Annotated in this window: 27 protein-coding genes; 8 read left to right on the top strand and 19 right to left on the bottom strand. The window is 74.7% G+C overall.

What is annotated here, in order from left to right; genetic code table 11:
- Nucleotides 1-21: 21 nt before the first annotated feature.
- The 4 genes from SCATT_RS18915 to sigE all read right to left on the bottom strand — a co-directional run bounded on the left by SCATT_RS18915 (nt 22) and on the right by sigE (nt 3977).
- On the bottom strand, nt 22-480 hold the full coding sequence (locus SCATT_RS18915) for a sec-independent translocase (RefSeq protein WP_014144720.1): 459 nt from the start codon (nt 478-480) through the stop codon (nt 22-24).
- A 197-nt stretch (nt 481-677) separates the two neighbouring features.
- Complete coding sequence (locus SCATT_RS18910; RefSeq protein WP_078590899.1) at nt 678-2144, bottom strand: S1C family serine protease; 1467 nt, start codon at nt 2142-2144, stop codon at nt 678-680.
- Nucleotides 2145-2295: 151 nt separating this feature from the next.
- Nucleotides 2296-3129, bottom strand: coding sequence for an anti-sigma factor family protein (locus tag SCATT_RS18905; protein WP_014144718.1), 834 nt, complete (start codon nt 3127-3129; stop codon nt 2296-2298).
- 59 nt (nt 3130-3188) lie between these two features.
- Nucleotides 3189-3977: an RNA polymerase sigma factor SigE gene (gene sigE, locus SCATT_RS18900; RefSeq protein WP_014144717.1), complete on the bottom strand. Its 789-nt coding sequence runs from the start codon at nt 3975-3977 to the stop codon at nt 3189-3191.
- Between the two features lie 189 nt (nt 3978-4166).
- On the opposite strand from sigE, the gene SCATT_RS18895 reads away from it, so the two are divergent.
- Complete coding sequence (locus SCATT_RS18895) at nt 4167-4802, top strand: O-methyltransferase (RefSeq protein WP_041824868.1); 636 nt, start codon at nt 4167-4169, stop codon at nt 4800-4802.
- A gap of 119 nt (nt 4803-4921) precedes the next feature.
- On the opposite strand, the gene SCATT_RS36640 is transcribed toward SCATT_RS18895, so the two are convergent.
- The gene (locus SCATT_RS36640; RefSeq protein WP_014144715.1) at nt 4922-5089 is read right to left on the bottom strand and encodes a DUF3117 domain-containing protein; all 168 of its coding nucleotides are present in this window, start codon (nt 5087-5089) and stop codon (nt 4922-4924) included.
- A gap of 305 nt (nt 5090-5394) precedes the next feature.
- Here SCATT_RS36640 and chcB point away from each other — a divergent pair, with 305 nt between their 5' ends.
- On the top strand, nt 5395-6195 hold the full coding sequence (chcB, locus tag SCATT_RS18890) for a 2-cyclohexenylcarbonyl CoA isomerase (protein ID WP_014144714.1): 801 nt from the start codon (nt 5395-5397) through the stop codon (nt 6193-6195).
- On the opposite strand, the gene SCATT_RS18885 is transcribed toward chcB, so the two are convergent.
- Nucleotides 6180-6821 carry a DNA-3-methyladenine glycosylase I gene (locus tag SCATT_RS18885; RefSeq protein ID WP_014144713.1) on the bottom strand — a complete coding sequence of 214 codons (642 nt, stop codon included), beginning with the start codon at nt 6819-6821 and terminating at the stop codon, nt 6180-6182. The genes chcB and SCATT_RS18885 overlap by 16 nt on opposite strands.
- Nucleotides 6814-7233, bottom strand: coding sequence for a DivIVA domain-containing protein (locus tag SCATT_RS18880; RefSeq protein WP_014144712.1), 420 nt, complete (start codon nt 7231-7233; stop codon nt 6814-6816). Before SCATT_RS18880 ends, SCATT_RS18885 begins: the two co-directional genes overlap by 8 nt.
- A 145-nt stretch (nt 7234-7378) precedes the next feature.
- Here SCATT_RS18880 and folP point away from each other — a divergent pair, with 145 nt between their 5' ends.
- On the top strand, nt 7379-8239 hold the full coding sequence (gene folP / locus SCATT_RS18875) for a dihydropteroate synthase (RefSeq protein WP_014144711.1): 861 nt from the start codon (nt 7379-7381) through the stop codon (nt 8237-8239).
- Between the two features lie 16 nt (nt 8240-8255).
- Here the strand turns inward: folP and SCATT_RS18870 are convergent, their stop codons facing one another.
- Together SCATT_RS18870 and dapE are read right to left on the bottom strand one after the other, a co-directional pair.
- Nucleotides 8256-9158 carry an LOG family protein gene (locus tag SCATT_RS18870; protein ID WP_014144710.1) on the bottom strand — a complete coding sequence of 301 codons (903 nt, stop codon included), beginning with the start codon at nt 9156-9158 and terminating at the stop codon, nt 8256-8258.
- A 64-nt stretch (nt 9159-9222) separates the two neighbouring features.
- Nucleotides 9223-10290: a succinyl-diaminopimelate desuccinylase gene (gene dapE, locus SCATT_RS18865; protein ID WP_014144709.1), complete on the bottom strand. Its 1068-nt coding sequence runs from the start codon at nt 10288-10290 to the stop codon at nt 9223-9225.
- Nucleotides 10291-10460: 170 nt separating this feature from the next.
- Between dapE and SCATT_RS18860 the strand changes: the two genes are divergently transcribed.
- Together SCATT_RS18860 and SCATT_RS18855 are read left to right on the top strand one after the other, a co-directional pair.
- Complete coding sequence (locus SCATT_RS18860) at nt 10461-11381, top strand: hypothetical protein (protein ID WP_014144707.1); 921 nt, start codon at nt 10461-10463, stop codon at nt 11379-11381.
- A gap of 445 nt (nt 11382-11826) precedes the next feature.
- Nucleotides 11827-12288, top strand: coding sequence for a hypothetical protein (locus SCATT_RS18855; RefSeq protein ID WP_014144706.1), 462 nt, complete (start codon nt 11827-11829; stop codon nt 12286-12288).
- 95 nt (nt 12289-12383) lie between these two features.
- On the opposite strand, the gene dapC is transcribed toward SCATT_RS18855, so the two are convergent.
- Nucleotides 12384-13484, bottom strand: coding sequence for a succinyldiaminopimelate transaminase (gene dapC / locus SCATT_RS18850; RefSeq protein WP_014144705.1), 1101 nt, complete (start codon nt 13482-13484; stop codon nt 12384-12386).
- A 149-nt stretch (nt 13485-13633) separates the two neighbouring features.
- Nucleotides 13634-13954 carry a ferredoxin gene (gene fdxA / locus SCATT_RS18845; RefSeq protein WP_010474859.1) on the bottom strand — a complete coding sequence of 107 codons (321 nt, stop codon included), beginning with the start codon at nt 13952-13954 and terminating at the stop codon, nt 13634-13636.
- A gap of 138 nt (nt 13955-14092) precedes the next feature.
- Between fdxA and SCATT_RS18840 the strand changes: the two genes are divergently transcribed.
- The gene (locus SCATT_RS18840) at nt 14093-15148 is read left to right on the top strand and encodes a GNAT family N-acetyltransferase (protein WP_173405646.1); all 1056 of its coding nucleotides are present in this window, start codon (nt 14093-14095) and stop codon (nt 15146-15148) included.
- An 18-nt stretch (nt 15149-15166) separates the two neighbouring features.
- Complete coding sequence (locus tag SCATT_RS18835; RefSeq protein WP_014144703.1) at nt 15167-16006, top strand: transglutaminase family protein; 840 nt, start codon at nt 15167-15169, stop codon at nt 16004-16006.
- Between the two features lie 28 nt (nt 16007-16034).
- Here the strand turns inward: SCATT_RS18835 and SCATT_RS18830 are convergent, their stop codons facing one another.
- The 8 genes from SCATT_RS18830 to SCATT_RS18795 all read right to left on the bottom strand — a co-directional run bounded on the left by SCATT_RS18830 (nt 16035) and on the right by SCATT_RS18795 (nt 23802).
- Nucleotides 16035-16673 carry a response regulator transcription factor gene (locus SCATT_RS18830; protein WP_014144702.1) on the bottom strand — a complete coding sequence of 213 codons (639 nt, stop codon included), beginning with the start codon at nt 16671-16673 and terminating at the stop codon, nt 16035-16037.
- 70 nt (nt 16674-16743) lie between these two features.
- A complete protein-coding gene (locus tag SCATT_RS18825; RefSeq protein ID WP_014144701.1) occupies nt 16744-17973 on the bottom strand; it encodes a sensor histidine kinase in 1230 nt (409 codons plus the stop codon).
- Nucleotides 17974-18015: 42 nt separating this feature from the next.
- Nucleotides 18016-18768 (bottom strand): ABC transporter permease, encoded by a 753-nt coding sequence (locus tag SCATT_RS18820; RefSeq protein ID WP_014144700.1) that lies wholly within the window; start codon nt 18766-18768, stop codon nt 18016-18018.
- Nucleotides 18765-19736 (bottom strand): ABC transporter ATP-binding protein, encoded by a 972-nt coding sequence (locus SCATT_RS18815; RefSeq protein ID WP_014144699.1) that lies wholly within the window; start codon nt 19734-19736, stop codon nt 18765-18767. Before SCATT_RS18815 ends, SCATT_RS18820 begins: the two co-directional genes overlap by 4 nt.
- Before the next feature lie 143 nt (nt 19737-19879).
- A complete protein-coding gene (locus SCATT_RS18810) occupies nt 19880-21958 on the bottom strand; it encodes a hypothetical protein (protein ID WP_014144698.1) in 2079 nt (692 codons plus the stop codon).
- Nucleotides 21959-22229: 271 nt separating this feature from the next.
- On the bottom strand, nt 22230-22637 hold the full coding sequence (locus SCATT_RS18805; protein ID WP_014144697.1) for a DUF6113 family protein: 408 nt from the start codon (nt 22635-22637) through the stop codon (nt 22230-22232).
- Entirely contained in the window at nt 22634-23536 is a 903-nt protein-coding gene (gene mshB / locus SCATT_RS18800) for an N-acetyl-1-D-myo-inositol-2-amino-2-deoxy-alpha-D-glucopyranoside deacetylase (protein WP_014144696.1), read from the bottom strand. Before mshB ends, SCATT_RS18805 begins: the two co-directional genes overlap by 4 nt.
- Nucleotides 23537-23607: 71 nt before the next feature.
- A complete protein-coding gene (locus tag SCATT_RS18795; RefSeq protein WP_014144695.1) occupies nt 23608-23802 on the bottom strand; it encodes a hypothetical protein in 195 nt (64 codons plus the stop codon).
- Nucleotides 23803-24091: 289 nt separating this feature from the next.
- Between SCATT_RS18795 and SCATT_RS18790 the strand changes: the two genes are divergently transcribed.
- On the top strand, nt 24092-26233 hold the full coding sequence (locus SCATT_RS18790; RefSeq protein ID WP_014144694.1) for a S9 family peptidase: 2142 nt from the start codon (nt 24092-24094) through the stop codon (nt 26231-26233).
- Nucleotides 26234-26613: the final 380 nt, after the last annotated feature.

Raw genomic sequence — 26613 nt, 5'->3', positions numbered from 1 at the left:
CACACCGGGCCGCCCGCCGGATCAGGTGGCGTCCGCGTCGAACGGCGGCGGCTCCCCGGGGGCCAGCGGGTCGCGCTTGCGCAGCGGGTCGGCGGCGGACGGGGTGCCGTTCACCGGACCGGCGTCGGAACCGGTGGCACCGCGCACGGCGCCACGGCCCTCCTGCACCGCGTCGGTGACGGTGGCCATCTCGTCCTTGAGGTCGAAGCCGTTGCGGATCTCCTGGAGCCCGAGCCGGTCGTTGTCCAGCAGGTTCTTGCGGACGAACGTCTTGGGGTTGAGGTCCTCGAACTCGAAGTCCTTGAACTCCGGGCCCAGCTCCTTGCGGATGTCCTCCTTGGCGTTGTCGGAGAACGCGCGGAGCTTGCGGATCATCCGGGCGACGTCCTGGATGAGCTTCGGGAGCTTGTCCGGGCCGAAGACGATCACGGCAAGCAGCACGAGCGTGACCAGCTTGAGTGGCCCTATGTCGAAGAACACCGGTGCAGCTCCTCGGAGACGTCAGAGAACACCACGGTACCCGGCCGCCCCGGCGACGCGGGAGGGTACCGGGTTGAACACCGGATGGCGAGCGGCGGCCGACGGGGGCGCCGCGGCGGGGGCGGCGGACCGCCGGGACGGGACTTCGCGCAGGCCGCGGGGGCCTTGGCGGCGCCGCGCCCCGGCCGAGCCGCCGGTCAGCCGCCGGACGAGCTGCCCAGCACCAGCTCCACGGTGTGTTCGGCGCCACCCCCGGACGGCCGCACGGTGAGCGTGATCCGGTCGCCGGGGCGGTGGCTGCGGGTCTTGACGATCAGCTCCTGGCCGCTGTGCACCCGGTCGCCGTCGACCGCGGTGATCACGTCGCCGGAGGCGAGGCCGGCCGCGTCGCCGGGGCCGCCGGGGACCACCGCGGGGGCGCCGCCGGTGCCCTTGTCGGCGATCCGGGCGCCGTCGCCGGTGTACCGCATGTCCACCGTCACCCCGATCACCGGGTGCTCGGCGTGGCCGGTGTTGATCAGCTCCTCGGCGACCCGCCGGGCCTGGTTGACCGGTATGGCGAAGCCGAGACCGATGCTGCCGCCCTGGCCGCCGATGCCGCCGGAGGCGCCGCCGTCGGCGGAGCGGATCGCGCTGTTGATGCCGATCACCTGGCCCTGCCCGTTCATCAGCGGGCCGCCGGAGTTGCCCGGGTTGATCGGCGCGTCGGTCTGGAGCGCGTCGACGTAGGAGACCTGGTCGCCCCCGCCGCCACTGCCGCCCGCCGTGATGGGCCGGTCCTTGGCGCTGATGATGCCGGAGGTGACGGTGCCCTCCAGCCCGAAGGGGGCGCCGATGGCCACCACCGGGTCGCCCACCCGCACCGAGTCGGAGTTGCCCAGCGGCAGCGGCCTGAGCCCGGCGACGCCGTCCACCTTGATCACCGCGAGGTCGTAGCCGCCGTCCCGGCCGAGGACCCGCGCCTTGCGGACGGTGCCGCCGTTGAAGGTCACCGATATCTCGCCACTGGTCGCGGCGGGCTCCACCACGTGGTTGTTGGTGATGATGCGGCCGTCGGAGTCGAGCAGGAAACCGGTGCCGGTGGCCTCCTCGCCGCCGCCCTTGACGTGGATGTAGACCACCCCGGGCAGCGCGGCGCGGGCGATGGCGGCCACCGTACCCGCCGCCCGGCCGCTGTGGTCGGCGGGCGCCTGCGGCAGGGTGACCCCGCCGACCCCGCCGGCACGCTGCAGCCAGGCCCCGGTGACCCCGCCGATGCCGCCGGCCACCAGCGCGATCAGCACCGCCCCGGCCAGCAGCCGCCCACGCCGCCGCCCGGTCGCCGTGGCCGGCACCGGCACCACCGCGGGGTACCCCGGCGCCGCCCAGGGGTCGTACGGCTGCCAGGTGCGCTGCACCGGCGGGGCAGGCGCCCACGGCCCGGGCGGCCCGTACGGCGGCGTGTCGTACGGGTCGGCCGGGTGCGGCGGCGGTACCGGGGGCTCCCCGGCGAGGGGGCCGACCGGAGGCGCGGCGGGCACCGGGTCGGCCGGGCCGGGCGGTACGGGGGCGCCGGGGCCGGCGGGCGGCGCGTCCGGGGGCGGCGGGGCGGCCGGGGCGGGGTCGCCGTCGGCCTGCCGCGGGCGGCTCCACCAGTGCGGCCGGGTGTTCTTCCCCTCGTCCATGTTCTCCCCTCGGTCCGCGGTCCGGCGGAGGGTGGACGCGAACGGCGTCACCCCGGTGCCGAAGCACTCCAAGCCCACACCCGTCCGCCGCGGGTCGCAACGCGGCCGGTGTCACCGAGGATTCAACCAGGTGTGCGAGGCGGGCGGGTGATCAGCGCTGGGTGTCGCCCCGGGCCGGGACGGCACCGCCGATCAGCGGCGACGGGGCCTGTGCCAGCGGCGTCGCCGGAACCCCGGATATGACCGGCACCGGCCGCGTGACACCGGCGTCCGGCCGCGGGCGCAGCAGCAGCGGCCAGGAGGCCGAGACCGGGGTGGCCGCGCCGCCCACCTGGGCGCTGAGCAGCCCCGGCTCCGGGCGGGCCGGACGCCCCCCGGCACCGCTCGCCCCGATCGGCGTCAGCGAGGTGCCCGCCCCGCCGTCGGACGGGCCCGTACCGCCCTCGATCGCCGCGTCCAGCGGCAGCGCGCCGCCGAGCGCCAGCGCCGCCATGGAGAACGCGCCGGCCGCGGCGAAGGCGAACCGACGGCCGCGCGAGGGGCGCGAGAACTCGTGGATTCTAAAGCCGTCCATCCGCCCCGGGTGAGCGGCGGAACCACGGCCGGGCGCCAGCAGCGGCTCCCGCTCGGGCCCGCGGACCTCCGCCTCGCCGTGACCGTGGTGGCCGTCGGCCGGGCCGAAGAGGCCACCGCCGAACAGAGCGCCGTCGATCCGGTCGAGCGGACCGCCGCCGGGGCCGTCCGGGCCGCCCCCGGGCAACTGCTGCAACCGGGCCAGCAGCCCGGCGGAGAGCACCGGCGGGGTGGCGCCGGCGATGGCGTCCTTCAGCCGGCGCTGCTCGTCGGCCTCGGCCTTGCACTGCTCGCAGGTGGCCAGATGGGCCAGCACGCGTTCCCGGGTGTCGTCGGCGAGCTCACCGTCGACGAAGGCGGCGAGCCGGTCGCCGAGGTGCTCCTCGGCGGCGGAGGCCGCGGCCGGCTTCACCGCCGGTCTCGTACCGAGGCCCCGGGGGTTTCGGATCTGTCGGAAGGGTCCGGCACCACTCACTGTTTCCCCCGCGTCGCCGCTCCGTCACTGCCCGTCGCGCCCGACACGGCAGCCATCGCACGCCCGGGACGGGTGGCGGGCGCACGGTGCCGGAGGGCGCTGCGCAGGTGGGACCGGCCGCGGTGGATGCGGCTGCGTACGGTGCCGAGCTTCACCCCGAGGGTGGCCGCGATCTCCTCGTACGACAGCCCCTCGATGTCGCACAGCACGACCGCGGCGCGGAACTCCGGGGCGAGGGTGTCCAGCGCCTGCTGGACGTCCGCGTCGAAGTGGGTGTCGTTGAAGTGCTGCGCGGGCGACGGTTCGCGGCTGGCCAGCCGTTCCGCCGCGTCCTCGCCGAGCGCGTCGAAGCGGATGCGCTGGCGGCGGCGGACCATGTCGAGGAAGAGGTTGGTGGTGATGCGGTGGAGCCACCCCTCGAAGGTGCCGGGGGTGTAGGTGGACAGCGACCGGAAGACGCGGACGAAGACCTCCTGGGTGAGGTCCTCGGCGTCGTGCTGGTTGCCGGTGAGGCGGTAGGCGAGGCGGTAGACCCGAGCGCTGTGGGTGCTGACGATCTCCTCCCAGGAGGGAGGGGTCCACGCCTCGCCGTCGGTGCCGAAGGAGGCGGTCGCGGCGAAGGACGCGGTCGCGGAGCCGGTGTCGGCGGCGGGACGGTCAGCGGTCTCGTTCACGGATCTCGGCTGGCCGGCCGGCCTGCGGAGGCGCCGAAGCACCCGCCTGTCGCCGTCGGCAGCCGCACCTCCCCTGTCGGCTCTGGTGGTGTCCAGTAGAGCCCCCACCATATCCACCTCGCCCGTTAGCTCCGGATAAGAAACTTTGCCCCAGCTCTTCCCGTCGGGCCGGAAGCCTGCGCGCCTTCCGTACCCGATCCCACCAGCGTCAACGCGCGGCCTCCCGGGCAGGTTCCCGCGCGCAGCGGATACAGTCGCCGAGCGGCTACCGCATCACAGCGACGGGGACAGGAGAGGGCCATTACCGGCAACCGGCAGGCGAGCTGGGCGTTCGCCGATGCGTTCGTCGCCGAGGACGACGCGCTGCTACGGGCCCGCGAGCGCGCCCGGGAGGCGGGGGTGCGCGCGGTCTCCCCGGCCACCGGGGCCGCCCTGCGGATGCTGGCGGCCACCGCGGACGCCCGGGTGGTCGCCGAGATCGGCACGGGCCTGGGGGTCTCCGGTATCCATCTGCTCCAGGGCATGCGGCCGGACGGGGTGCTGACCACCGTGGACACCGAGCCGGGACGGCAGCAACTGGCCCGCGCCGCCTACCGCGAGGCCGGCTTCGCGGCCAACCGCGCCCGCTTCATCCCCGGCCGGGCGCTGGACGTCCTCCCCCGCCTCGCGGACGGCGGCTACGACCTCGTCTTCTGCGACGGCGACCGGCAGGAGTACCTCAGCTACCTCGCCGAGTCGCTGCGGCTGCTGCGCCCCGGCGGGGTGGTCTGCTTCGAGGGCGTGCTCGCCCAGGGGCGTTCGATGGACGCCGCGCACCAGGAGACCGAGGTGCAGGAGCTGCGCGAGGTGCTGCGGGTGGTGCGCGACAGCGCGGCGCTGGTGCCGGTGCTGCTCCCCACCGACGACGGCCTGCTGTGCGCGGTGAAGCGGGCCTGAGCCGCGCGGCCGGGCGGGAACGCCGACGGCTCCGGGCTCCGGCCGCTCACGCTTCCCGCGTGGGTGACCGCAGCCCGGAGCCGTCCGGATGACTTGAGCCGTGGCTCAGCGCGCCGGATTCAGGCGCACACCTTCTTCAGAGCCTCGCCGAGTTCCTCGGCCTCCTGCGGTGTCAGCTCGACGACCAGACGCCCGCCGCCTTCGAGCGGAACGCGCATGACGATGCCCCGCCCCTCCTTGGTCACCTCGAGCGGGCCATCACCCGTCCGCGGCTTCATGGCCGCCATGCTCGTTCCCCTTCCTGAAACCCGTTCTTCGCAACCGGCAACCCAGGCGCCACCGGACTCGAACACATTGGTTCCACGCCATTATCCCGCATGCCGGTCCCCGATGAACAACATCGGGGGCCGCCCCTTCGGCGACGCACACCCGCAAAACCCCCCAATCCGGCGAGCCCGGCGCGATACTCGTGTCCCGCCGCGTACCGGGCGCACCCCGGCCGGTCCGGAACTTTGACGCAGGTCACATGTTCGCCCCCGGTGATCTCCGGCATGCTGGGGCCGACCCGAGCCGCGACGGAGGGACTACTGCCATGGCCGACACCGTGCTCTACGAGGTGACCGACGCCCTCGCCACCATCACGCTGAACCGGCCGGAGGCGATGAACGCCCTCGACACCGCCACCAAGAACGCGCTGCGGGACGCGCTGCGCGAGGCCGGGGCCGACCCCGCGGTACGCGCGGTGCTGCTCACCGGCACCGGCCGCGCGTTCTGCGTCGGCCAGGACCTCAAGGAGCACGTGGCCACCCTGCACGGCGACGGCCGGGCGCCGGGCGGGCGGACCATGAGCACCGTGCAGGAGCACTACAACCCGATCGTCACCGCCATCGCCACCATGGCCAAGCCGGTGGTGGCCGGGGTCAACGGGGTGGCCGCCGGGGCCGGCGCGGGCTTCGCGTTCGCCGCCGACTACCGGGTGGTGGCCGACAGCGCCTCGTTCACCACCGCGTTCGCCGGGGTGGCGCTCACCGCCGACTCCGGCGTCTCGTGGACGCTGCCGCGCCTGGTGGGCCACGCCCGCGCCACCGACCTGCTGTTCTTCCCACGCTCCGTGACCGCCGCCGAGGCCCTGGAGCTGGGCATCGCCCAGCAGGTGGTGCCCGCGGCCGAACTGTCCGAGGCGGCCCGCGCGGTGGCCCGGCGGCTCGCCGAGGGGCCCACCGTCGCCTACGCGGCGCTCAAGGAGTCGCTGGCCTACGGCGCCGGCCACTCGCTGATCGAGACGCTGGCCAAGGAGGACGAACTCCAGGAGCGCGCCGGCACCTCCGCCGACCACCGGATCGCGGTGGACGCCTTCCTGAAGAAGGAGAAGCCGCGCTACACCGGCCGCTGAGCCGCCGCCCGCCGGACGTGGCACCCGGCGAGGTGGTCGTCGACCAGGCCGCACGCCTGCATCAGCGCGTAGGCGGTGGTGGGGCCGACGAAGCGGAAGCCGCGCTTCTTGAGGTCCTTGGCGAGCGCGGTGGACTCGGGGGTGACCGCGGGCACGTCGGCGAGCGTATCCGGCACCGGCCGCCCCGCCGGGTCGGGCGCGTAGGACCAGATCAGCGCGTCCAGCCCGCCCTGGTACGACTCGGCCAGCGCCAGCGCCGCCCGGGCGTTGGCGATGGCCGCGTCGATCTTGGCGCGGTTGCGGATGATGCCGGGGTCGGCCAGCAGCCGTTCCCGGTCGGCCTCGGTGAAGCCGGCGACCGCCTCGATCCGGAACCCGGCGAAGGCCCGCCGGAACCCCTCCCGGCGGCGCAGGATCGTCAGCCACGACAGCCCGGACTGGAACGCCTCCAGGCAGACCCGCTCGTAGAGCGCGTCGTCGCCGTGGACCGGGCGTCCCCACTCGGTGTCGTGGTAGTCGCGGTAGTCCTGGTACCCGTCGCCCTCCATGCCCCACGGGCAGCGGGCCAGGCCGTCGGCGCCGGTGACCGGGGCGACCGGGCGGGGCGGGCGTACCGGCTCACTCATGGCGCCCCTCCTCGCCGCCGGCCGGGTGGTCACCGGCGCCCGCGTCCGGCGCGCCCGGCGGACCGCCGGGTTCCGGGGCGGGCGGATGCCCCTCGCCGAGCGCCCGGCCGCCCAGCGCGGCGTCGTGCGCCCCGGCCAGCGCGGCCTCCAACTCCGCGATGCGCGCGTCCCGTTCGGCCAGTTCGGCGCCGAGCCGGTCGAGCACGTCGTCCACCTCTGTCATCCGGTAGCCGCGCAGCGCCACCGGCAGGCGCAGCTCCTCCAGGTCGGCGCGGGCGGTGGGCCGGTCGGCCGGCAACGCCCCCGCGGCCAGGTCGGGTTCGGTCTCCGGCAGCGTCCCGCCGTCGCCGAGCACCGCGAGGGCGACCGCGGCGACCACCGCGACCAGCGCGATGAGCATGAACCAGAACAAGACGATCTCCCGGGTCCGGACCTGTGGTGGGGCTGCTGTCGGTCACGATCGTGCCATGCCCCGCCCGGCGCGGGATCGCGGTGTCCGGGCCCCGGCGGCGTAGACGCTAAGGTCGCCGACAGGACACGAGGAGGACGGAAACAGCATGCTGCGGCTGGGCAAGCGCGAATTCGGCGATCACGAGCCGGTGATCATGGCGATCGTGAACCGTACCCCGGACTCCTTCTACGACCAAGGTGCCACCTTCGCCGACGAGGCGGCGCTGGCCCGGGTCGACCGGGCGGTCGCCGAGGGGGCCGCCATCATCGACATCGGCGGGGTGAAGGCCGGACCCGGCGAGGAGGTCACCACCGAGGAGGAGATCCGCCGGATCGTGCCCTTCGTCGCCGAGGTCCGCGAGCGCCACCCGGACGTGGTGATCAGCGTGGACACCTGGCGCCACGAGGTCGGCGAGGCGGTCTGCGCGGTCGGCGCCGACCTGCTCAACGACGCCTGGGGCGGGGTCGATCCGCACCTCGCCGAGGTCGCCGCCCGGCACCGGGTGGGGCTGGTGTGCACCCACGCCGGCGGCGCCGAGCCGCGGACCCGCCCGCACCGGGTGGGGTACGAGGACGTGATGGCCGACATCCTGCGGGTGACGCTGGGCCTGGCGCAGCGGGCGGCCGAACTGGGGGTGCCGCGGGACGCCATCCTGATCGACCCGGGGCACGACTTCGGCAAGAACACCCGGCACTCGCTGGAGGCGACCCGGCGGCTCGGCGAGATGGTGGGCACCGGCTGGCCGGTGCTGGTGTCCTTGTCCAACAAGGACTTCGTCGGCGAGACGCTGGACCGCCCGGTCAAGGAGCGGCTGCTGGGCACGCTGGCCACCACCGCGGTCTCGGCGTGGCTGGGGGCCCGGGTCTACCGGGTGCACGAGGTCGCCGAGACCCGGCAGGTGCTCGACATGGTGGCCTCCATCGCCGGCCACCGGCCCCCCGCGGTGGCCCGCAGGGGGCTGGCCTGAGCCACCGCTCACCCGGTCAGGAGGTCTCCTTGGTGACCAGGGCGATCGCCTCGTCCACGTCGTCGGTGAGGTGGAACAGCTCCAGGTCGACCGCGGACGCCTTGCCCTGGCCGACCACGGCGGTGCGCACCCAGTCCACCAGTCCGCGCCAGTAGTCGCCGCCGAACAGGACGATGGGGAACCGAGTGACCTTCTTGGTCTGCACCAGCGTCAGCGCCTCGAAGAGCTCGTCCATCGTCCCGAAGCCGCCGGGCAGCACCACGAACCCCTGCGCGTACTTGACGAACATCGTCTTGCGGACGAAGAAGTACCGGAAGTTGATGCCGATGTCGACGTAGGGGTTGAGGCCCTGCTCGAAGGGGAGCTCGATGCCGAGCCCCACCGAGACCCCGCCGGCCTCGCCCGCGCCCTTGTTGGCCGCCTCCATCGCGCCCGGTCCGCCGCCGGTGATCACCGCGAAGCCGGCCTCGGCCAGCGCCCGGCCGATGCGTACCCCCGCCTCGTACTCGGGCGAGCCGGCCGGGGTGCGGGCGGAGCCGAACACGCTGATGGCCGGGCCCAGTTCGGACAGGGCGCCGAAGCCCTCGACGAACTCCGACTGGATCCGCATCACCCGCCACGGGTCCTCGTGCAGCCAGTCCGTGGGCCCCTTGGTGTCCAGCAGCCGCTGGTCGGTGGTGCCGGCCAGCACCTGGCCCCGGCGGCGCACCACCGGGCCGAGGTGGCGTTCCGGCCAGGCCCGGCCGGCTGGGTGCGTGGCGCCCGGGGTGGCCTCGGCGGCGGCGTTGGCGGCGGCCGACGCCTCCTGCGCGGGGCTGCACCTGGGTTCCGCGTCCGGTTCCGCGCGGGTGCGTGATGGCCGCCGCGGGTGATCGGCGGGGTGCTGCCCGGTCGGCTCCTCGGGGTCGGTGTGTCCCACGGATCGCTCCCTTCCGCCCCGGGTGGGTCACGGGGCACTCTTGCAGCGTACGTACCCGCCCGGCTCAGCCGGTGAGCCAGCGACGCAGCCGTTCCTCGCAGGCCAGGACGTCGGCGGTGCGCACGTGCTCCTCGCGGGTGTGGGCCAGCTTCGGGTCGCCGGGGCCGTAGTTGACGGCCGGGATGCCGAGCGCGGCGAAGCGGGCCACGTCGGTCCAGCCGGCCTTGGCGGCGGGTTCGCCGCCCACCGCGGCGGTGAAGGCGGCGGCGGCCGGGTGGCTCAGTCCGGGCAGCGCGCCGGGGGCGGAGTCGGTGAGCACCACGGTGAAGCCGTCGAAGACCTCCCGGACGTGGGCGAGCGCCTCCCGCTCGCCGCGGTCCGGCGCGAAGCGGTAGTTGACGGTGACCGCGCAGGCGTCCGGGATGACGTTGCCCGCGTGGCCGCCCTCGATCAGCACCGCGTTGAGCCCCTCGCGGTAGGTGAGCCCGTCGATCTCGACCTGGCGCGGGGTGTAGGCGGCGAGCCGGGCGAGGACGGGGGCGGCGGCGTGGATGGCGTTCTCGCCGAGCCAGCTGCGCGCGGAGTGGGCGCGCCGGCCGGTGGTCTCCACCCGTACCCGCATGGTGCCCTGGCAGCCCCCTTCGACCTGGGCGGAGGTGGGCTCCAGCAGCACCGCGAAGTCGCCGGCGAGCCATTCGGGACGGTGTTCGGCGAGCCGCTTCAGCCCGTTGAACTCCGCGGCGATCTCCTCGGCGTCGTAGAAGACGAAGGTCAGGTCGCGGTTGGGGGCGGGCACGGTGGCGGCCAGCCGGAGCTGGACGGCGACCCCGGACTTCATGTCGGAGGTGCCGCAGCCGTGCAGCACGCCGTCGGTCAGCCGGGACGGCAGGTTGCCGGCGACCGGCACGGTGTCCAGGTGGCCGGCGAGCACCACGCGTTCGGCGCGCCCGAGCGCGGTGCGGGCCACCACCGCGTTCCCGTCCCGTTCCACGGTCAGGTGTGGCAGGGCGCGCAACGCCTGTTCCACGGCGTCCGCGAGCACCTGCTCGTCGCGGCTGACCGAGGGGATGTCGACGAGCTGCGCGGTCACGCCCACCGCGTCCTGGCTGAGATCGAGTACGGGGATGCTCATGCGGGCGACCTTACCCGCGCCGCCGCGAGCCCCGCCGAGCCGAACGCCGCCGGTGACGGTGCCGGTGCCGGTGACGCGGGGGTGGCACGCGCCGTGGCCGGCCGGGTGCGGCTAGTACCGTGTGACGCGTGTCCCAGCGATCACTGCGGCCCGGTGCGGGCACCTGTTCCATGCCCCGGCGGCGGCGCCGGGTGCGGTACGGCGCGGCGTTGCTGGCGTGTGCGGCGGTGGCCGGATACGTGACGTTCCGGGCGGTGACGGCCGGGCCGGCCACGGTGTGCACGGTGCGCGGCGGCGGCGGGCGGCTGGACCTGCGGCAGCAGCAGGCGGCCAACGCGGCGACGATCGGGGCGGTCGCGGCCTCGCGCGACCTTCCCGAACGGGCGCTGACCATAGCCCTGGCCACCGCGATGCAGGAGTCGAAGCTGCGCAACATGGGCGGCGGCGACCGCGATTCGCTCGGGCTGTTCCAGCAACGCCCCTCGCAGGGCTGGGGTACCGCCGAGCAGATCGCCGATCCGGTGTACTCCGCCAACGAGTTCTTCGACCAGCTGGTGCGGATCCCCGGCTACTCGCGGCTGCCGTTGACGGTGGCCGCGCAGCGGGTGCAGCGCAGCGGTTATCCGCGGGCGTACGCCCGGCACGAGGCGGACGCCGCGCTGCTGGCGGCGGCGCTGTCGGGGCGGGCGCCGGCGCTCAGCTGCACGGTGCTGTCCCGGCCCCGCAGGGGCGACGCGGCGGCGGTACGGCAGCGGCTGGCGCGGGAGTTCGGCGCCGGGGTGCTGGCGGACGGCGGCGGCCCGGTGGCGGTGCCGGCCGACGGGTCGCCGCCCGGGGCGTGGGACGGGGCACGGGACGGGCGCGTGGTGGTGGTGCCCGGGGACGCCGTGGCCGGCCCGGCCGTCAAGGACCCGGCGGCGCACGGCTGGGTGCTGGCCCAGTGGGCGGTGGCGCACGCCCCGGAGCTGCGGATCGCCCAGGTGGACTACCGCGGGCGCCGCTGGCGGGCCGCCGACTCGGGCCGGGGGTGGACCTCCGCCCCGGTCTCCGTCGCGCGCTACGGGGACGTGGCGATCACCGTGACGGGCTGAACCCCGCCCGCGCCGGCGGCGAGCGCGTGACGGCTCGCCGCCGGTCCGCGGTGCCCCAACGCGCCGGTGGGCGGTCGCGGGCGGTAAGCGCAGCGGTCCGGGCAGGAGTGCGGGGGTTCATCCCTGGGGGTGGTCGGCGGGGGCTTCCCGGGCGGTGCGGGGCGCTCGTCCCCGAGGTGGCCGCAGGACGCTGACGGCCTTGGCAGGCAAGGGGTGTGACGTTTCGGCAGGCCGCTGCGAAGCGTTCCTAATGCCCTATTCTCCCGAAAAGATATTATGCGACGCATTGCAAAGTCTTTACCTTCTGCGACCGCAACTTTACGGCGGGTCACGCGGTAGTCACGACGTCCGCCCGCCGGACACCTCGCGTCCGGAAAGCCGCGGGGCACCAACGGTCCCGCCCCGCCGGGCACCACCCGTTCTGTCTCTCCGCAGAAGGAGCATCATGTCCCTCCCCCTCAAGCGCCGGATCGCCCGGGCCGCCCTGCTGGTCGCCGCTGCCGCCCCCGTGGTCGGCATGGGCGCCTCCTCGGCGTCGGCCGTCGAGCTGCCCCACTCCGGCCTTGGCGGGCTGACCAGCCCGGACACCGCCACCGGTGCCGCCCACACGGTGGACGGCGCCGCGCACAGCACCGCCGACCTGGCGAGCCAGACCGGCAGCAGCGTGGTCAAGAGCGGTCTGCCCGCCGCGGAGAAGGTCGTCGGCGCCACCGGGAAGACCGCGATCCCCGCCGCCGAGAAGGTCGTCGGCGACGCCGGCCACTCGGTGGGCAGCGCCGCCGGCAAGAGCACCCGCTCGCTCGGCCACGGCCTCCCCGCCGCCGACCAGCTCCCGGTCGGCAACCTGGCCGAGAACGTCGGCCACCTGTCCGGCGGCTCCGCCACGCACGGCCTGGGTCTCGGCTGACCCGCCGCGTCCTGACCCGGTCCGGCACCGCGACGGATGAGGGGGCCCGGAGAACACCGCGTTCTCCGGGCCCCCTCACCGGTTGCCGGGTGGCGTCACGCGCCGGCCAGGCGGCGTACCGCGGCCTCCACCCGCTCGTCGGTCGCGGTGAACGCGATCCGCACGAAGCGCCCGCCCTCGGGGCCGTAGAAGTCGCCCGGCGCGACCAGGATGCCGCGCTTGGACAGGTCGCCCACGGTGTCCCAGCAGGGTTCGTCGCGGGTGGCCCACAGGTAGAGGCTGGCCTCGCTGTGCTCGATCCGGAACCCGGCGCCCTCGAAGGCGGTGCGCAGCGCGGCGCGCCGCCGGGCGTAGCGGGCGTACTGCTCGTCGGCGTGCGCCTGGTCGTCCAGGGCGGCGATCATCGCGGCCTGCACCGGCGCCGGCACGATCATCCCGAGGTGCTTGCGCACCCCCAGCAGCTCACCGACGAGCTCCGGGTCACCGGCGAGGAACGCCCCCCGGTAACCGGCGCAGTTGGAGCGCTTGGAGAGCGAGTGGACCGCGATCAGCCCGGTGTGGCCGCCGCCGCACACGTCCGGGTGGAGCACCGAGACCGGCTCGGTCTCCCAGCCCAGCTCGATGTAGCACTCGTCGGAGACCACCACGATCCCGTGCTCCCGCGCCCAGCCGACGATCCGGCGCAGTTCGTCCGCGCCGAGCGTGCGTCCGGTCGGGTTGGACGGGGTGTTGAGCCAGACCAGCTTGACCCGCGCCGGGTCCAGGTCGGTGACGGGGTCGTCGTAGGTCACCGGCTCCGCGCGCGCCATCAGCGCCCCGACCTCGTACGTCGGGTAGGCCAGCCGCGGGTAGGCGACCTGGTCACCGGCGTCGAGGCCGAGCAGCAGCGGCAGCCAGCCCACCAGCTCCTTGGAGCCGACCAGCGGCAGCACGTGCGCCGGGTCGGCGGCCACCGCGTGCCGGCGCGCCAGCCAGCCGGCGATCGACTCGCGCAGCTCGGGGGTGCCGTAGGTCGGCGGGTAACCGGGGCTGTCCGCGGCGGCGGCCAGCGCCTGCCGGACCACCTCGGGGACCGGGTCGACCGGGGTGCCGACCGACAGGTCGACGATCCCGTCCGGGTGCGCCGCGGCGGCGGTCTTGTAGGGCTCCAGGCGGTCCCACGGGAAGACCGGGAGCCGGTCGGAAACGCGCGGCACGGGTGCTCGCTTTCTCTCGTGCAACTTCTGTCGCGCAACGCCGACGGCGGCCCCGTCCGGCACGTCGACGTCGCCGGACGGGACCGCCGCGGTGATCGCTATGGCTGGTCGTATGTCAACCGTTCCACGGCCGTCGGCCGTCGCGGCCGTCAGCCGTTCTGCGGCGGCAGGGCCGCGATGAACGGGTGGTCGCGCTCGATCAGACCCAGCTTCGAGGCACCACCGGGCGAGCCGAGCTCGTCGAAGAACTCGACGTTCGCCTTGTAGTAGTCCTTCCACTCCTCCGGGGTGTCGTCCTCGTAGAAGATCGCCTCGACCGGGCAGACCGGCTCACAGGCCCCGCAGTCGACACACTCGTCCGGGTGGATGTACAAGGACCGCTGGCCCTCGTAGATGCAGTCGACGGGGCACTCCTCGATGCATGCCTTGTCCTTGACGTCGACACAAGGCTGCGCGATGACGTAGGTCACGCTGTCGTTCCTCCTTGATAGGGCCGGCGGACCGGTATGCGGCTCCGCCGCGTGGCGCGCGGGAGCGCGGCGTCGTCGATGCCCGCCTCTAGTATCTCCGGTTCCGGGCAGCAGACGAACAAGAGGGGCGGCCGAACTGTGGAATTCGCCGGCGGAGGACGCCTGGACATCCGAATCACCCCCGCTGACTTGGGAAAACGTGTTTCCGTGCGGAGGGTAGCGGAGATCGTCCAGGGGCGCCCGGTGTTCAGCGACACCGTTGGCGTTCTCACATCCTGGTCGGGCGGTGTGCTGATGATCACACGCCGGACCGGCGAGGTCGTCCGCATCACGGAATCCTCGCTGGTCGCCGGGAAGGCCGTGCCCGGCGCCCCGGCCGTCCGCCGCGGTCCGGCCGCGCCCGCCGCCGGGGTCCGAGAACTCCAGACCGTGGCCGCCCGGGGATGGCCGGCGCCGGAGAGCGAGCGGCTCGGCGGCTGGACGCTGCGCGCCGCCGTGGTGCCCGCCGCGCCGGGCGACCCCGCCGGGCCGCGCGGCTTCACCCGGCGGGCCAACTCCGTTCTGCCGCTGGGCGATCCCGGGCTGCCGCTGGACGCCGCGCTGGAGCGGGTCACCGGGTGGTACGGCGCCCGCGGCCTCGTCCCCTACGTGCAGGTCGCCACCGGTTCGCCGGACGGTGACGAACGGCTGGCGGCGGCGCTGGACGACCGGGGCTGGACGCGTGAGGGGGCCACGCTGCTGCTCACCGCGCCGCTCGACCCGGTCGCCGACGCCCCCGGCGCCGAACGCGTGGTGACCGCCCGGGAACCGGACGACGCCTGGCTGCGCCGCTACCGGCGCACCGGCACCGCCGTCGGCACCGCGCTCGCGGTGCTGCGCGGCGGACCGTCGGTGTGGTTCGCCACCGTGCCGGGCGAACCGGGCGAGCCACCGGCCGCCATCGGGCGGTGCGTGGTGGACGGGGTGTGGGCCGGGTTCGCCGCCGTGGAGGTCGACCCGGCGCTGCGCCGCCAGGGGCTGGCCACCGCGGTGATGGCGGCGCTGGCGCGGCGCGCGGTGGCCGAGGGCGCCCGGGGCGCCTACCTCCAGGTCGAGGAGGACAATGGCAGCGCGCGGGCGCTCTACGAACGGATGGGCTTCGGCCCCCACCACCACTACCACTACCGGCGCGCGCCGCGGAGCACGACCGACTGAGCGGTGGCCATGGTTGCGATGGACGACATCACCCGCAGGCGGCAGCGGTTCGCCCGGGAGGTCCGGGGGGAGCGGCCGGACCTGGCGCTGCTGTGCCTGCTGGTGGGCGCCGAGGCCGACCCGGCGCTGGACGAGGACGGGCTCGCCGCCGCGCTGGACGCACTCGACCGGCTGGCCGCCGTGGTCACCCCGCCGCCCCGCGCCGCCGCCACCCCGTCCGCCTGGGCCGAGGCGCTCGCCGACGCGCTGGGCACCCGCTGCGGCTTCCGCGGCGACCCGGCGGACTACCGGCGGCTGGAGTCCTCCCTGCTCCACCAGGTGCTGCGGCGCGGACACGGGCTGCCGATCCTGCTGTCGGTGGTGTGGATCGAGGTCGGCCGCCGGGTGGGCGCCCCGGTGTACGGGGTGGCGCTCCCCGGCCACTTCGTGGTGGGCGTCGGCGATCCCCGGGGGCGCCATGTGCTCGCCGACCCGTTCAGCGGCGGCCGGGAGCTGACCGGGCAGGACGTCGAGACGCTGGTGGCCGGCGCCACCGGGGGACCGCCCACCCCGGACATGCTGGCCCCGGCCGATCCGCTGGACGTCATCGCCCGCGTGCTGGGCAACATCCGGGCCTGGGCCGCCGCCCGCCCCGAGCACAGCGCCGTCCAGCTGTGGGCGGTGGACCTGTCGCTGCTGCTCCCCCGCCATCCGGCCCGGCTGCGCGCCGAACGCGCCCAACTCCTCGTCGAACGCGGCGACTTCCTCACCGGCGCCGCCGAACTCGACCGCTACGCCGACCTGCTGGCCGAACTCGACCCCGGCGCCGCCGAATCCATGCGCCACCAGGCCCGGGCGGCCCGCGCCCTGCTCAACTGACGTGCCCCCTCAGCCCCGGGCACGAGGGTCACAGCCACCCCTTCTCCCGGGCGATGCGCACCGCCTCGGAACGGTTGCGCGCGCCGGTCTTCTGGATCGCGGTGGACAGGTAGTTGCGCACCGTGCCCTCGGACAGGTGGAGCGCCTTGGCGATCTCGGCGTTGACCGACCCGTCGGCAGCCGCCCGCAGCACCTCCCGTTCGCGTCCGGTGAGCGGATCGGCCCCTTCGGAGAGCGCCAGCGCCGCCAGCGTGGGGTCGATCACCTTCTCGCCGGCGAGCACCCGGCGTACCGCGTCGGCGAGTTGGGCCGCGGGGGCGTCCTTGACCAGGAAGGCGTCGGCGCCCTGCTCCATCGCGCGGCGCAGATATCCGGGGCGGCCGAAGGTGGTGACGATGACCACCTTGACCCCGGGAAGCTCCTTGCGCAGCAGCGTCGCCGCGTCGATCCCGGTCATCCCCGGCATCTCTATGTCGAGCAGGGCCACGTCCACCGCGTGCTCCCGGGCCGCCGCCACCACCTCGTCACCGCGCGCCACTTGGGCAACCACGTCGATGTCGGCCTCCAGGCCCAGCAACGTGGCCAGCGCCTCGCGGACCATCGACTGGTCCTCGGCGAGGAGTACGCGGATCGTGACGGCGGGCTGCTCGCCCTGGAGGTCGTTCATGCGTGCAGGGTAGCGACCTGCTCCATGATCCTTTCGGCCCTGTGGAAAACCCTGTGGAAAACCCGCGTCACTAGGAGGCGACGGCCACGGCGGCCGGGGCCGGGCGCAGCGGTACGTACGCCTGGAGGCAGAACCCTGCGGTGCGGGAGGGGCCGGTGCGCAGCCGGCCGCCGGAGAGCGCGAGGCGTTCCTCCAGGCCGCCCAGTCCGTTGCCGGCGTGGTGGGCGCGGCCGGGACCGCGGCCGTCGTCCGATATCTCCAGCCGCAGGTAACGCGTCTCGTCGGCCTCCCAGACCTCGTCCAGCAGCAGTTCGCAGTGGCCGGCCCCGCTGTGGCGCACGATGTTGGTGACCGCCTCACGCAGCGCCCAGGCGAGCGCGCCCTCCTCCTCCGGGCCGAGCCCGGGGGGACGCTGGTGCGCCGACCGGTCGAGCGAGGGGGCGATGGACGCCTCGACGCCCGCGGTGCGCAGCGCGGTGCGGGCGCCGGCCAGCTCCACCCCGAGGGTGGGCCGGCGGAAGCCGCTGACCGCTTCCCGGACGTCCACCAGCGCCTGCCGGCTGACCTGCTCGATGTCGGCGACCTGCTTGGCGGCGTCGTCCGGGCGGTCCGGGAGCATCCGGCCGGCCAGCTCGCTCTTCAAGGTGATCAGGGAGAGCGAGTGGCCGAGCAGGTCGTGCAGGTCACGGGCGAGCCGCAGCCGTTCCTCGGTGGCCGCCAGCCGGGCCACCGTCGCCCGGGCCTCCCGCAGCTCCCGCATGGTGCGCCGCATCTGCACCACCCCGAACATCGCGGCCCCTCCGAGCAGCGCGGGGAAGAACTCCCCGGCGAGCATCACCTCGTTGCCGTGGACCAGCAACCCCACCCCCAGCAGCGACAACGCCACCCCCGGCACCGCCCACAGGGCCTTGCGGACCGGCAGCACCGCGCCCGAGGCGATCGCGACGTAGATCAGCAGCACCAGCCAGTCGGACCCGTAGGCGAAGGTGAGCCCGGTCGCCAGCGCGTAGAGCCAGACCAGCAGGGCCCCCTGCCAGAGCTGGAAGCCGCGGCGCCCCTTGCGCGTCAGCACCAGGTACAGATAGGGGCCGACGAAGGCGGCCAGCCCCAGCCAGCCGAACACCAGCCCCGGGGTGGAGTGGCGGACGGCGACGAGGTTGCCGACGGCGGAGGCCATGTAGAGCATGTAGGCCCCGGTCCAGCAGAGCTTGATCAGCAGCTCCCGGGCGTTCTCCGGGGGCTTGCCGATCCCGATCTCCGGGCCGCCCTCCGGCTCGCCGTCGCACTCGTCCACACTCATCCCGTCCACCTCACCGCCTTCCGGTCGCGTCCGCCCTTCGGGTCACGCCTTGAGGCTGTCCTTCCGGTACAACCATGCTGCCCCACCGCCGAAGACCACGAGGTAGCCGACGAGCACCGCAAGGTCGCGGGCGTGGGGGGCGCCGCCGGCCTCGATGGCGTGGCCGAGCGCGGCGTAGGCGGAGGTCGGCAGCCACTTGGCGATGTTCTGGAGCCACTGCGGGAAGACCGTGGCGGGCATCCACAGCCCGCCGAGGATCGACAGCCCGAAGTAGATCAGCATGGTGACCGGGCGGACCGCGTCACCGTTGACCAGGTAGCCGATGGCCACCCCGAGTGCGGCGAAGACCAGCGAGCCGGCCCAGATGGCGACGGAGAGCGCTATCCACTGCCACGCCTCCAGCCGGACGCCCTTGAATATCGCCGCGACCAGCTCGACTACCACGATCGCCGGCAGGGTGACGGTGGCCGCCGAGGCGATCTTGGCGAGCACGTAGCCGTGGCCGGGGAGCGCGGTCAGCCGCAGCTGGCGCACCCAGCCCTTCTCCCGTTCCTTGGAGATGCGCTCGCTGTTGCCCATCAGGACGGCGGTGAGCACGCCGAAGGAGGCCATGGAGACCATGAAGTACAGCTGCATGGAAAGGCCGGTGTCGCCGATCTTCTGGCTGCCGGCGGAGCCGGAGATCAGCAGGAAGAGGCCAGCCGGGTAGATCACCGAGAAGAACATGAAGCGCTTGTTGCGCAACGTGCGGGTGATCTCCAGCTTGATCAGGGATCGGGATGCCAGGGTGTTCATCGGGCCGTCTCCTCGGCGGTCGCGGCCGTCGTGGCGTCGGACGCGGTGGTGATCGCTATGAACGCCTGCTCCAGGCCGAGCCCGGAGACCTCCAGGTTGCGCGGGTAGAGCCCGAGCCCGTAGAGCGCGTGGGTGGTGGCGTCGGCGTCGGTGGACTGGATGCGGACGGTCTGGCCGCTGACGGTGAGCGCGGTCAGGAACGGCAGGCCGCGCAGGGCCGTCTCGTCAATGCGGCCGTCGAGGTCGAAGACGATGCGGCGGGCGCCGGCCTTGGCCTTGATCTCGGCCGCGGAGCCGTCGGCGAGGACCCGGCCGCGGTGGAGCACGATCACCCGGTCGGCGATCGCGTCGGCCTCCTCCAGGTAGTGGGTGGCGAAGAGCACCGTGCGCCCCTGCTCGGCCTGGCGGCGCATGGTGGCCCAGAACGCCTGGCGGACGGTGACGTCCATGCCGGTGGTGGGCTCGTCGAGGATGATCAGGTCGTTGGCGCCGGCGGTGGCCAGGGCGAAGCGGACGCGCTGCTCCTGACCGCCGGAGAGCTTGTTGACCATGCGGTCGGCGATCTCGGTGATCCCGGCGTTCTCCAGGACCTGCTGGACCGGGTAGGCCCGGGGGTGCAGGTCGCAGGCGAGCTTGACCAGCTCGCGGACCTTGACGTCCTCCATGAGGCCGCCGCTCTGCAGCATCGCGCCGACCTGGCCCTTGGCTATTGCCCGGGCCGGGGTGCCGCCGAAGACCTCGACGCTGCCGGAGTCGGGGCGGCGCAGCCCGAGCAGCAGGTCCAGGGTGGAGGACTTGCCGGCGCCGTTGGGCCCGAGCAGGGCCACGGTCTCCCCGGGGTGCAGCGTGAGGTTGATGCGGTCCACGGCCTTGACCTGGCCGTAGCTCTTGGTCACATCGGTGAAGCTGACGGCGGGTGCCCCCGTCGGCTCCCGGCGCGATGTCGTCGGTGCGGCTGTAACGCTCATGGTGACCAGCTTGCCGTGCGGCGGGCGGGGCGCGGCAGTGTCCCCCGTCGTGACCTGCGGATGACAGATGTCATGGGTGCCCCCATGACAACCGCCCCCGGGGCGGCGGCCCCCGGGGCGGTGCGACAGCGTGGAGCCGCCGGTCAGGGGGCCACGTTGGGGATGACCGCGGTCTTCACCGCGGCCGTGCGGCCCAGCTGCGCCATCATCGCCGAGGCCACGTCCTGCGGGGTGACCGGCGTGCGGGCACCGGTGCCGCGTTCCAGCAGCACGCCGTCGAAGGCGGTGCCGTACAGGTCCTTCAGGACCGCCAGGTCGATGTGGAGGGTGAGCTGGCCGCTGTCCCCGGCCGGGACGATGGTCAGGATCTTGCTCAGCGACTTCTCCGGGCTGAACGGCACCGACCGGGTCCCGGCCACCACGACGACGCGGCCGGACATGGCCGGGGCGCCGATCTCCCGGACGGCCTTGTCGAGCGCCTCCTTGGTGACCTTGGACTGCTGCGTGGTGACCGGCAGCACCACCGGGGCGTCGGACCCGGTGGTCACCCGGTGTTCGTAGGCGTCGGTGATCGTGCGCACCGCGGCGGCGAGGTCCACCGCCTGGTGCGGGGTGCCGGGCACCACGACGGGCTTGCCGGCCACGAACTTCACCATGCCGTCGGCGCCGCCACCCGTGCCCGTGCCCGCCGTCAGCGTCTGCACCTGGCTGCGCAGCTTCTCCTGGTCGACGGTGACCGCGGGCTGCGCCTGGCGGGTGCCGCCGAAGAGCGAACGGACCACGGAGACCGGGTTGTAGTCGCGGTGGGCCAGCCGCCGCACCGTCTCCTGCGGGTCCACGGCGAGCCCGGCGAGGGCCGGCTTGAGCTCCTTGTCCTGGTCGCCGACGCGGATCCGCAGCGGCGCGGTGGCCCGGCTGCCGACCGCCGGGTCGAGCGCCTTGAGCGCGTCCTCCTTGGTCTTGCCGCCGATGTCGGTGCCGAGGACCACGGTGCCGTTGGGTACGTCGGCGTGGTCCATCAGCAGCCCGGCGCCGTAGGCCACCGCGGCGAGCACCAGGACGCCGCCGCCGGCCAGCGCCAGCTTGTTGCGCCCCTTGCCGCCCTTGGCCGCCTTGGCGGGGGTGCCGCCGCTCGGGGCGGTCTTGCCGGGCTGCGCGGACGCCGTCCTGCCGCCCTCCGGCGGCCGGGGCGCGGTGAACTGCGGCGCGGGCTTGTCGTCGGCGGCCGGAACCGCCGGGATGCCGCCGACCAGGGTGTCCCCGACCGCGCTGGGCGAGCCGCCGCGCAGGCCGCTGCCGGTGCGGCCCTTGCCCTTGGCGCCGCCGGGGCCCCCGGCGGGCGCGTCCACGCCGGTCACCGGTCCGGCGGCGGCCGGCGTGCGCATGGTGCCCGTCACCGGTCCCGTCGTCGGCCCGGCCGGGGCCTGCGGCACCGCACCGCCCACGGCGCCGTCGAAGCCGGTGCCGGGGGCGCCCGGGGCCTGCGGACCGCCGGGGAACGGCACGCTCCCCGCCGGCGGCACGGCACCGGCGTCCGGTTCCGGCACCGCCGGACCAGCCGGGGCGCCGCCGCCGAAGTACGGGACCTCCGGCTGGCGCGGCACCGAGGCGCCGGGCGCCGCCGGGGCGCCGAACGGGTCGCCGGTACGCGGCGCGGCCGGGGCGGCCTGCACCACCGGGCCCGCGGTCCCCGTGGCACCGGTGCCGGGGCCGCCCGCGCCCGGCGTCGCCACCGGCTTGCGCGGCGCGAACCAGTCGCTGGTCTTCTTCTCGCCGCCCGGGGCGCCGCCGCCGGTGGCCGTACCGCCGGTCGCCGCGGCGCCGGGAGACGGCTCACCGGCCGCGCCCTGGAGGGTCGTCGCGGCGCCCGGTACCCGCGCCGACGCGGCGCCGGGCGCCCCGTCGGCCGTCCTGGCGTGGCCGCCGCCGTTCTCGTCCCGCCCGGCGGCACCGGATGCGGCCTCCTCCTCGCCCACCGGGGTACGCACGACCACCGGCGGGATCGGCCGGGAGCCGGGGATGTTGATCCGGATCCGGGTGGTCAGCGTCGTCTCGGTCTTGCGCTCCTCGGCCGCGGCCTCCGCGGACCCGCCGGTCAGCGGCTCCTCCTGCGGGCGCTGCGACGGATACTGGCCCGTTCCGTACGGCGGTGTCCCGGACGGGTACGCGGCGCCGCCGCGACCCTGGGGTCCTGAGGACGAACTGTCAGTTTCACGGCTCAAAGCAGGTTCTCCCGGTTAGCTTCGCCACCGCACGGCCATTCGCGGGCGGCTCGCCGGCGCGCACCACCATACTGGCCGACGTCAGGCGGGGCCCCGTACCCGGCGACCGGACGGAACGTCAGCCCGTCGGAACGTCACACAAGCGCCGGTCGGCGGCGGGCCAACCCCCGTTCCGCCCCCGCGACCGGGGACGACCTCGGCGGATGTGCCGCCGGCCGGGTCGCGCGCGGCGGGCGCGGACGGCGCCGGCGGACCGCGCGCGGCGGCGGGCTCAGCGCCGGCCGGGCCCGCCGGGCGGGGGCGTGCGGTGCGGCAGCGTGGCGCAGATCACTCCGATCGCCATGCCGCCCAGCAGGTAGACGTAGGGTCCGGCGCCCGCGGTGAACATGAAGTCGCCCTCGGGCCGGGTGACGCTGAGGTACATCACGGTGAGGAACCACAGCACGGTGGGGACCGCCGAGCCGAGCCGGTTGCCGGTGAGCCGCCCGCCGCCGTGGAAGAGGCCGGCGCTGCCCGCCAGCGCGAGGACGAGGCCGCCGGGGAACCAGCCGCCCTGCACCAGCGAACCGGCCACCGCCACCAGCACCCCGAGCAGCCCCAGCCCCACGTACACCAGCGCCAGCGGCACCCCGGCCAGAGGGCCCCGGGGCGGCCGGGTCCCGCTGTCCGCGGCGCTCACAGCTCCACCCCCGCGAACAGGTCGCCGGCCGGCCGGTCGGGCGCCGAGCCGTCCGGGGTGCGGTACCACTCGGTGGTGAACAGCGGCTGGCCCAGCCCGTTGGAGAGCGCGAAGTACCCGCCGTGCACGGTGATCTGGGTGGCGTGGGCGCGCATCGCCGCGGCCTTGCGTCCGGCGTACGCCGTGCCGTCGACCGCCACCGCGGCCCGGCCGTCGGGGACCACGCCGGGGACGTCGTCGAGGGCGGCGACGCCGGGGAACGGCAGCGCGTGCGCGGCGGCGCGCAGTTCGGCGAAGGCGTCCTCGGCGGCGGTCGCCGGCACGCAGTTCCAGTAGGTGCGGGCGATGCGGTGGGCGGCGCCGAGGCCGGGGCGGAAGGCGGGGTCGGCGGCGAGTTCGGCGGCGCGGGTGGCGACCCGGTGGGCCTGGATGTGGTCGGGGTGGCCGTAGCCGCCGTCGGGGTCGTAGGTGACCAGCACCTGGGGGCGTACCTCGCGGACGACGGCGACCAGGTGGGCGGCGGCCTCGTCCACGTCGGCCCGCCAGAAGGCGCCGGGGCGGTCGTTCTGCGGGGCGCCCATCATGCCGGAGTCGCGGTAGCGTCCCGGGCCGCCGAGGAAGCGGTGGTCGGTGACGCCCAGTTCGGCCATGGCGGCGGCGAGTTCGCCGGTGCGGTAGGGGCCGAGCGCGTCGTCCCGGTCGGCGGCGAGGTGGGCCAGCTCGGCCGGGACGACCTCGCCCTCCTCGCCCAGGGTGCAGGTCACCAGGGTGACCCGGGCGCCCTCGGCGGCGTACTTGGCCATGGTCGCGCCGTTGTTGATCGACTCGTCGTCCGGGTGCGCGTGCACCAGCAGCAGGCGTCGGACGGGGTCGCCGGGCAGGACGGGCGGTTCGGTCATACCCGGCAGCGTATTACCGGCCGGGACGGACCCGTCGTGCGGCCCGCCCCGGCAGGCCGAACAGGCCGCGCTCAGAACTTGAAGTTGCCGATCATCCCCGCCACGTTGGTGGTCAGCTGGTGGATGGTGGGGCCGATGGAGGAGCTGGCGAGGTAGAAGCCGAGCAGCGCGCAGACGATGGCGTGCCCGATCTTGAGCCCGGACTTCCGCACCAGCAGCAGCACGATGATCAGCAGCAGCACCACCGCCGAAATCGAGAGTGCCACAGCGGCTCACCTCCAGGGACGCGCGGTCGGGGACATCGCCAACTCGTTCTTGCTCTCCCTGCGCCTCGCGGCGAGGGAACCCTCGGCAACTGATCATAACTTTCCGTGAGTCCGCATACCTCGGTGCATGGAAGCACGCGGGGCGCACGCTTGTACGCACCGGCCGTCGCCGTACACACCGCGACCGCGGTGGCGCCGGGGAGGCCGGACGGGCCGGGGCGGCCGGGCACACCCGGATCACCGCGGCGATCCGGCTCCGCGGCGGGCGTGGTGGCCCTACTCTTCGGCCATGAACGATCACCTCTCCTTCCCGCGCCAGCATGCCGTGACCCAGCGGTTCACGCTCGGCGCGCCGCGTACGTTCACCGCCTCCCCGGACGGGGAACGCGTGGTCTTCCTGCGTTCGGCGGCCGGCACCGACCGGTCCAACTCGCTGTGGGTGCTCGACGCCGCCTCCGGTGCCGAACGGCTCGCGGCCGACGCGCGGGCCCTGCTCTCCGGTGCCGAGGAGGAGTTGACCGCCGAGGAGCGGGCGCGCCGGGAGCGCAGCCGCGAGGGGTCGGCCGGGGTGGTCGGGTACGCGGTGGACGGGGCGGTGGAGCTGGCCGCCTTCGCCCTTTCCGGGCGGCTGTTCACCGCGGAGCTGCGGGCCGGTACGACGCGGGAACTCCCCGTTCCGGGGCCGGTGTTGGACCCGCGTCCGTCGCCGGACGGCCGGCTGGTCGCCTATGTGGCCGACGGCGCGCTGCGGGTGGTCGGCGCGGACGGCACCGGTGACCGGGTGCTCGCCGAGCCGGAGCGGGACGGGGTGACCTGGGGGCTCGCGGAGTTCGTCGCGGCGGAGGAGATGAGCCGCTCGCGCGGGTTCTGGTGGTCGCCGGAGAGCGACCGGCTGCTGGCCGCCCGGGTGGACGAGGCCCCGGTGCGCCGGTGGTGGATCGCGGACCCGGCCAACCCGGACCGCGAGCCGGCCGAGGTGGCCTACCCGGCGGCGGGCACCCCCAACGCCGAGGTCACCCTCTTCCTGATCGCCCTGGACGGTACGCGGACCGAGGTCTCCTGGGACCGGGCGGCCCATCCGTACCTGGCGCGGGTGCACTGGTCGGCGGCGGGCGCACCCCTTCTTCTCGTACAGGCACGTGACCAGCGTTCACAGCTGTATCTGTCGGTGGACCCGGACACCGGGCGCACCGAGGTGGTCCACGAGGAGCGGGACCCGGTGTGGCTGGAGCTGTTCGACGGGGTGCCGTGCTGGACGCCGGACGGGCGGCTGCTGCGGATCGCCGACGTCGCCGAGGGCGGGGCGGACGGCGGCGGGGCCCGGGTGCTGGTCGCCGGCGACCGGCGGCTGACCGACGCCCGGCTGCACGTGCGCTCCGTGCTCGACGTGGACGGGTCCGACGTGCTGGTGACGGCGTCGGCCGGCCCGCTGGCCGAGGCGCCGGAGACCGGCGAGATCCACGTCTACCGGGTCGGCGAGCGGGGGGTGACCCGGGTGTCCGAGGTGCCCGGGGTTCACTCCGCGGTGCGAGGCGGCGGGTTGACGGTGCTCGTCTCGGCCACCCTGGAGGAGCCCGGCGCGGTCTGCCGGGTGCTGCGGGAGGGCGCGGATCCGCTGGTGGTCACCTCGTTCGCGCAGCGGCCGGTGCTCACCGCGCGCCCGGTGCTCACCGAGGCGGGCGAGCGGCGGATCCCGGCGGCGGTGCTGCTGCCGGCCGGCTACCGGGAGGGCGACGGCCTGCTGCCGGTGCTGCTCGACCCGTACGGCGGTCCGCACGGCCAGCGGGTGGTCGCCGCCCACAACGCCCATCTGACCTCGCAGTGGTTCGCGGACCAGGGGTTCGCGGTGGTGGTCGCGGACGGCCGGGGCACCCCGGGGCACTCGCCGGGCTGGGAGAAGTCGGTGGCCGGGGACTTCGCCGGGGTCACCCTGGACGACCAGGTGGCCGCGGTACGGGCGCTGGCCGGCGACTTCCCGCTGGACCTGGACCGGGTGGCGATCCGGGGCTGGTCGTACGGGGGTTACCTGGCGGCGTTGGCGGTGCTGCGCCGCCCGGACGTCTTCCACGCGGGCATCGCGGGGGCGCCGCCCACCGACTGGCGGCTGTACGACACCCACTACACCGAGCGGTACCTGGGCGACCCGGCGAAGGAGGCGGCGGGGTACGCGGCCAACTCCCTGGTGACCGACGCCGGTCTGACGTATTCCGCGGAACCGGCCCGGCCGCTGATGGTCGTGCACGGGCTCGCCGACGACAACGTGGTGGCCGCCCACACCCTGCGGCTGTCCTCCGCTTTGCTGGCGGCGGGGCGTGCGCACGAGGTGCTGCCGCTGTCGGGGGTGACCCACATCACGCCGCAGGAGCAGGTGGCGGAGAACCTGCTGCTGCTCCAGGTCGACTTCCTCCGGCGCGCGCTGGCCATCTCGTAACCGTTCCGGAAAGCGCGCTTCGCACAACGGAAGCGGAGCCGAAGCAAGCAAGCCCAAGGCAACCCCGAATTCTTGATAATAGGCCACCACTGCGGGTGGTGTCACCAGCCGCCGGGAATTCGGGGGGCCGCCGGGGCAGGCGAAGGGCGGTGGACCGACCGGGGCGAAACGGATCACCCCGGTCGGCCTACGGCACCCGCACGGCCGTACGTTGTTCAGCGTGCGGCGTCCGTATATCGGTGATGCTGCGGACAAGTTGCCAGCATGTAAACGCATTTGGTGTCTGTTTGAGACAGTATGCCCGATTCGTTGTGGACCTGTCAAGCACGTATGTGCAGCAATCCGCCAAACCTTCGCTCAAGATGCGGCTGATCGGCCCT

It is taken from the genome of Streptantibioticus cattleyicolor NRRL 8057 = DSM 46488, from assembly GCF_000240165.1.
Classification (GTDB): Bacteria; Actinomycetota; Actinomycetes; order Streptomycetales; family Streptomycetaceae; genus Streptantibioticus; species Streptantibioticus cattleyicolor.
The sequence above is the reverse complement of the archived record's forward strand: the minus strand, read 5'-3'. Positions and strand labels throughout refer to the sequence as shown.

Excerpts from the sequence above, each read along its gene's own strand:
- mshB (WP_014144696.1), bottom strand. The coding sequence starts at position 23,536 with ATGACCGAACCGCCCGTCCTGCCCGGCGACCCCGTCCGACGCCTGCTG.
- folP (WP_014144711.1), top strand. The coding sequence starts at position 7,379 with ATGCTGCGGCTGGGCAAGCGCGAATTCGGCGATCACGAGCCGGTGATC.
- dapE (WP_014144709.1), bottom strand. The coding sequence starts at position 10,290 with ATGAGCATCCCCGTACTCGATCTCAGCCAGGACGCGGTGGGCGTGACC.
- SCATT_RS18830 (WP_014144702.1), bottom strand. The coding sequence starts at position 16,673 with ATGAACGACCTCCAGGGCGAGCAGCCCGCCGTCACGATCCGCGTACTC.
- SCATT_RS18835 (WP_014144703.1), top strand. The coding sequence starts at position 15,167 with ATGGACGACATCACCCGCAGGCGGCAGCGGTTCGCCCGGGAGGTCCGG.
- SCATT_RS18820 (WP_014144700.1), bottom strand. The coding sequence starts at position 18,768 with ATGAACACCCTGGCATCCCGATCCCTGATCAAGCTGGAGATCACCCGC.
- SCATT_RS36640 (WP_014144715.1), bottom strand. The coding sequence starts at position 5,089 with ATGGCGGCCATGAAGCCGCGGACGGGTGATGGCCCGCTCGAGGTGACC.
- SCATT_RS18885 (WP_014144713.1), bottom strand. The coding sequence starts at position 6,821 with ATGAGTGAGCCGGTACGCCCGCCCCGCCCGGTCGCCCCGGTCACCGGC.
- sigE (WP_014144717.1), bottom strand. The coding sequence starts at position 3,977 with ATGGTGGGGGCTCTACTGGACACCACCAGAGCCGACAGGGGAGGTGCG.
- SCATT_RS18825 (WP_014144701.1), bottom strand. The coding sequence starts at position 17,973 with ATGAGTGTGGACGAGTGCGACGGCGAGCCGGAGGGCGGCCCGGAGATC.
- SCATT_RS18855 (WP_014144706.1), top strand. The coding sequence starts at position 11,827 with ATGTCCCTCCCCCTCAAGCGCCGGATCGCCCGGGCCGCCCTGCTGGTC.
- SCATT_RS18815 (WP_014144699.1), bottom strand. The coding sequence starts at position 19,736 with ATGAGCGTTACAGCCGCACCGACGACATCGCGCCGGGAGCCGACGGGG.
- SCATT_RS18860 (WP_014144707.1), top strand. The coding sequence starts at position 10,461 with ATGCCCCGGCGGCGGCGCCGGGTGCGGTACGGCGCGGCGTTGCTGGCG.
- SCATT_RS18790 (WP_014144694.1), top strand. The coding sequence starts at position 24,092 with ATGAACGATCACCTCTCCTTCCCGCGCCAGCATGCCGTGACCCAGCGG.
- chcB (WP_014144714.1), top strand. The coding sequence starts at position 5,395 with ATGGCCGACACCGTGCTCTACGAGGTGACCGACGCCCTCGCCACCATC.
- SCATT_RS18910 (WP_078590899.1), bottom strand. The coding sequence starts at position 2,144 with ATGGACGAGGGGAAGAACACCCGGCCGCACTGGTGGAGCCGCCCGCGG.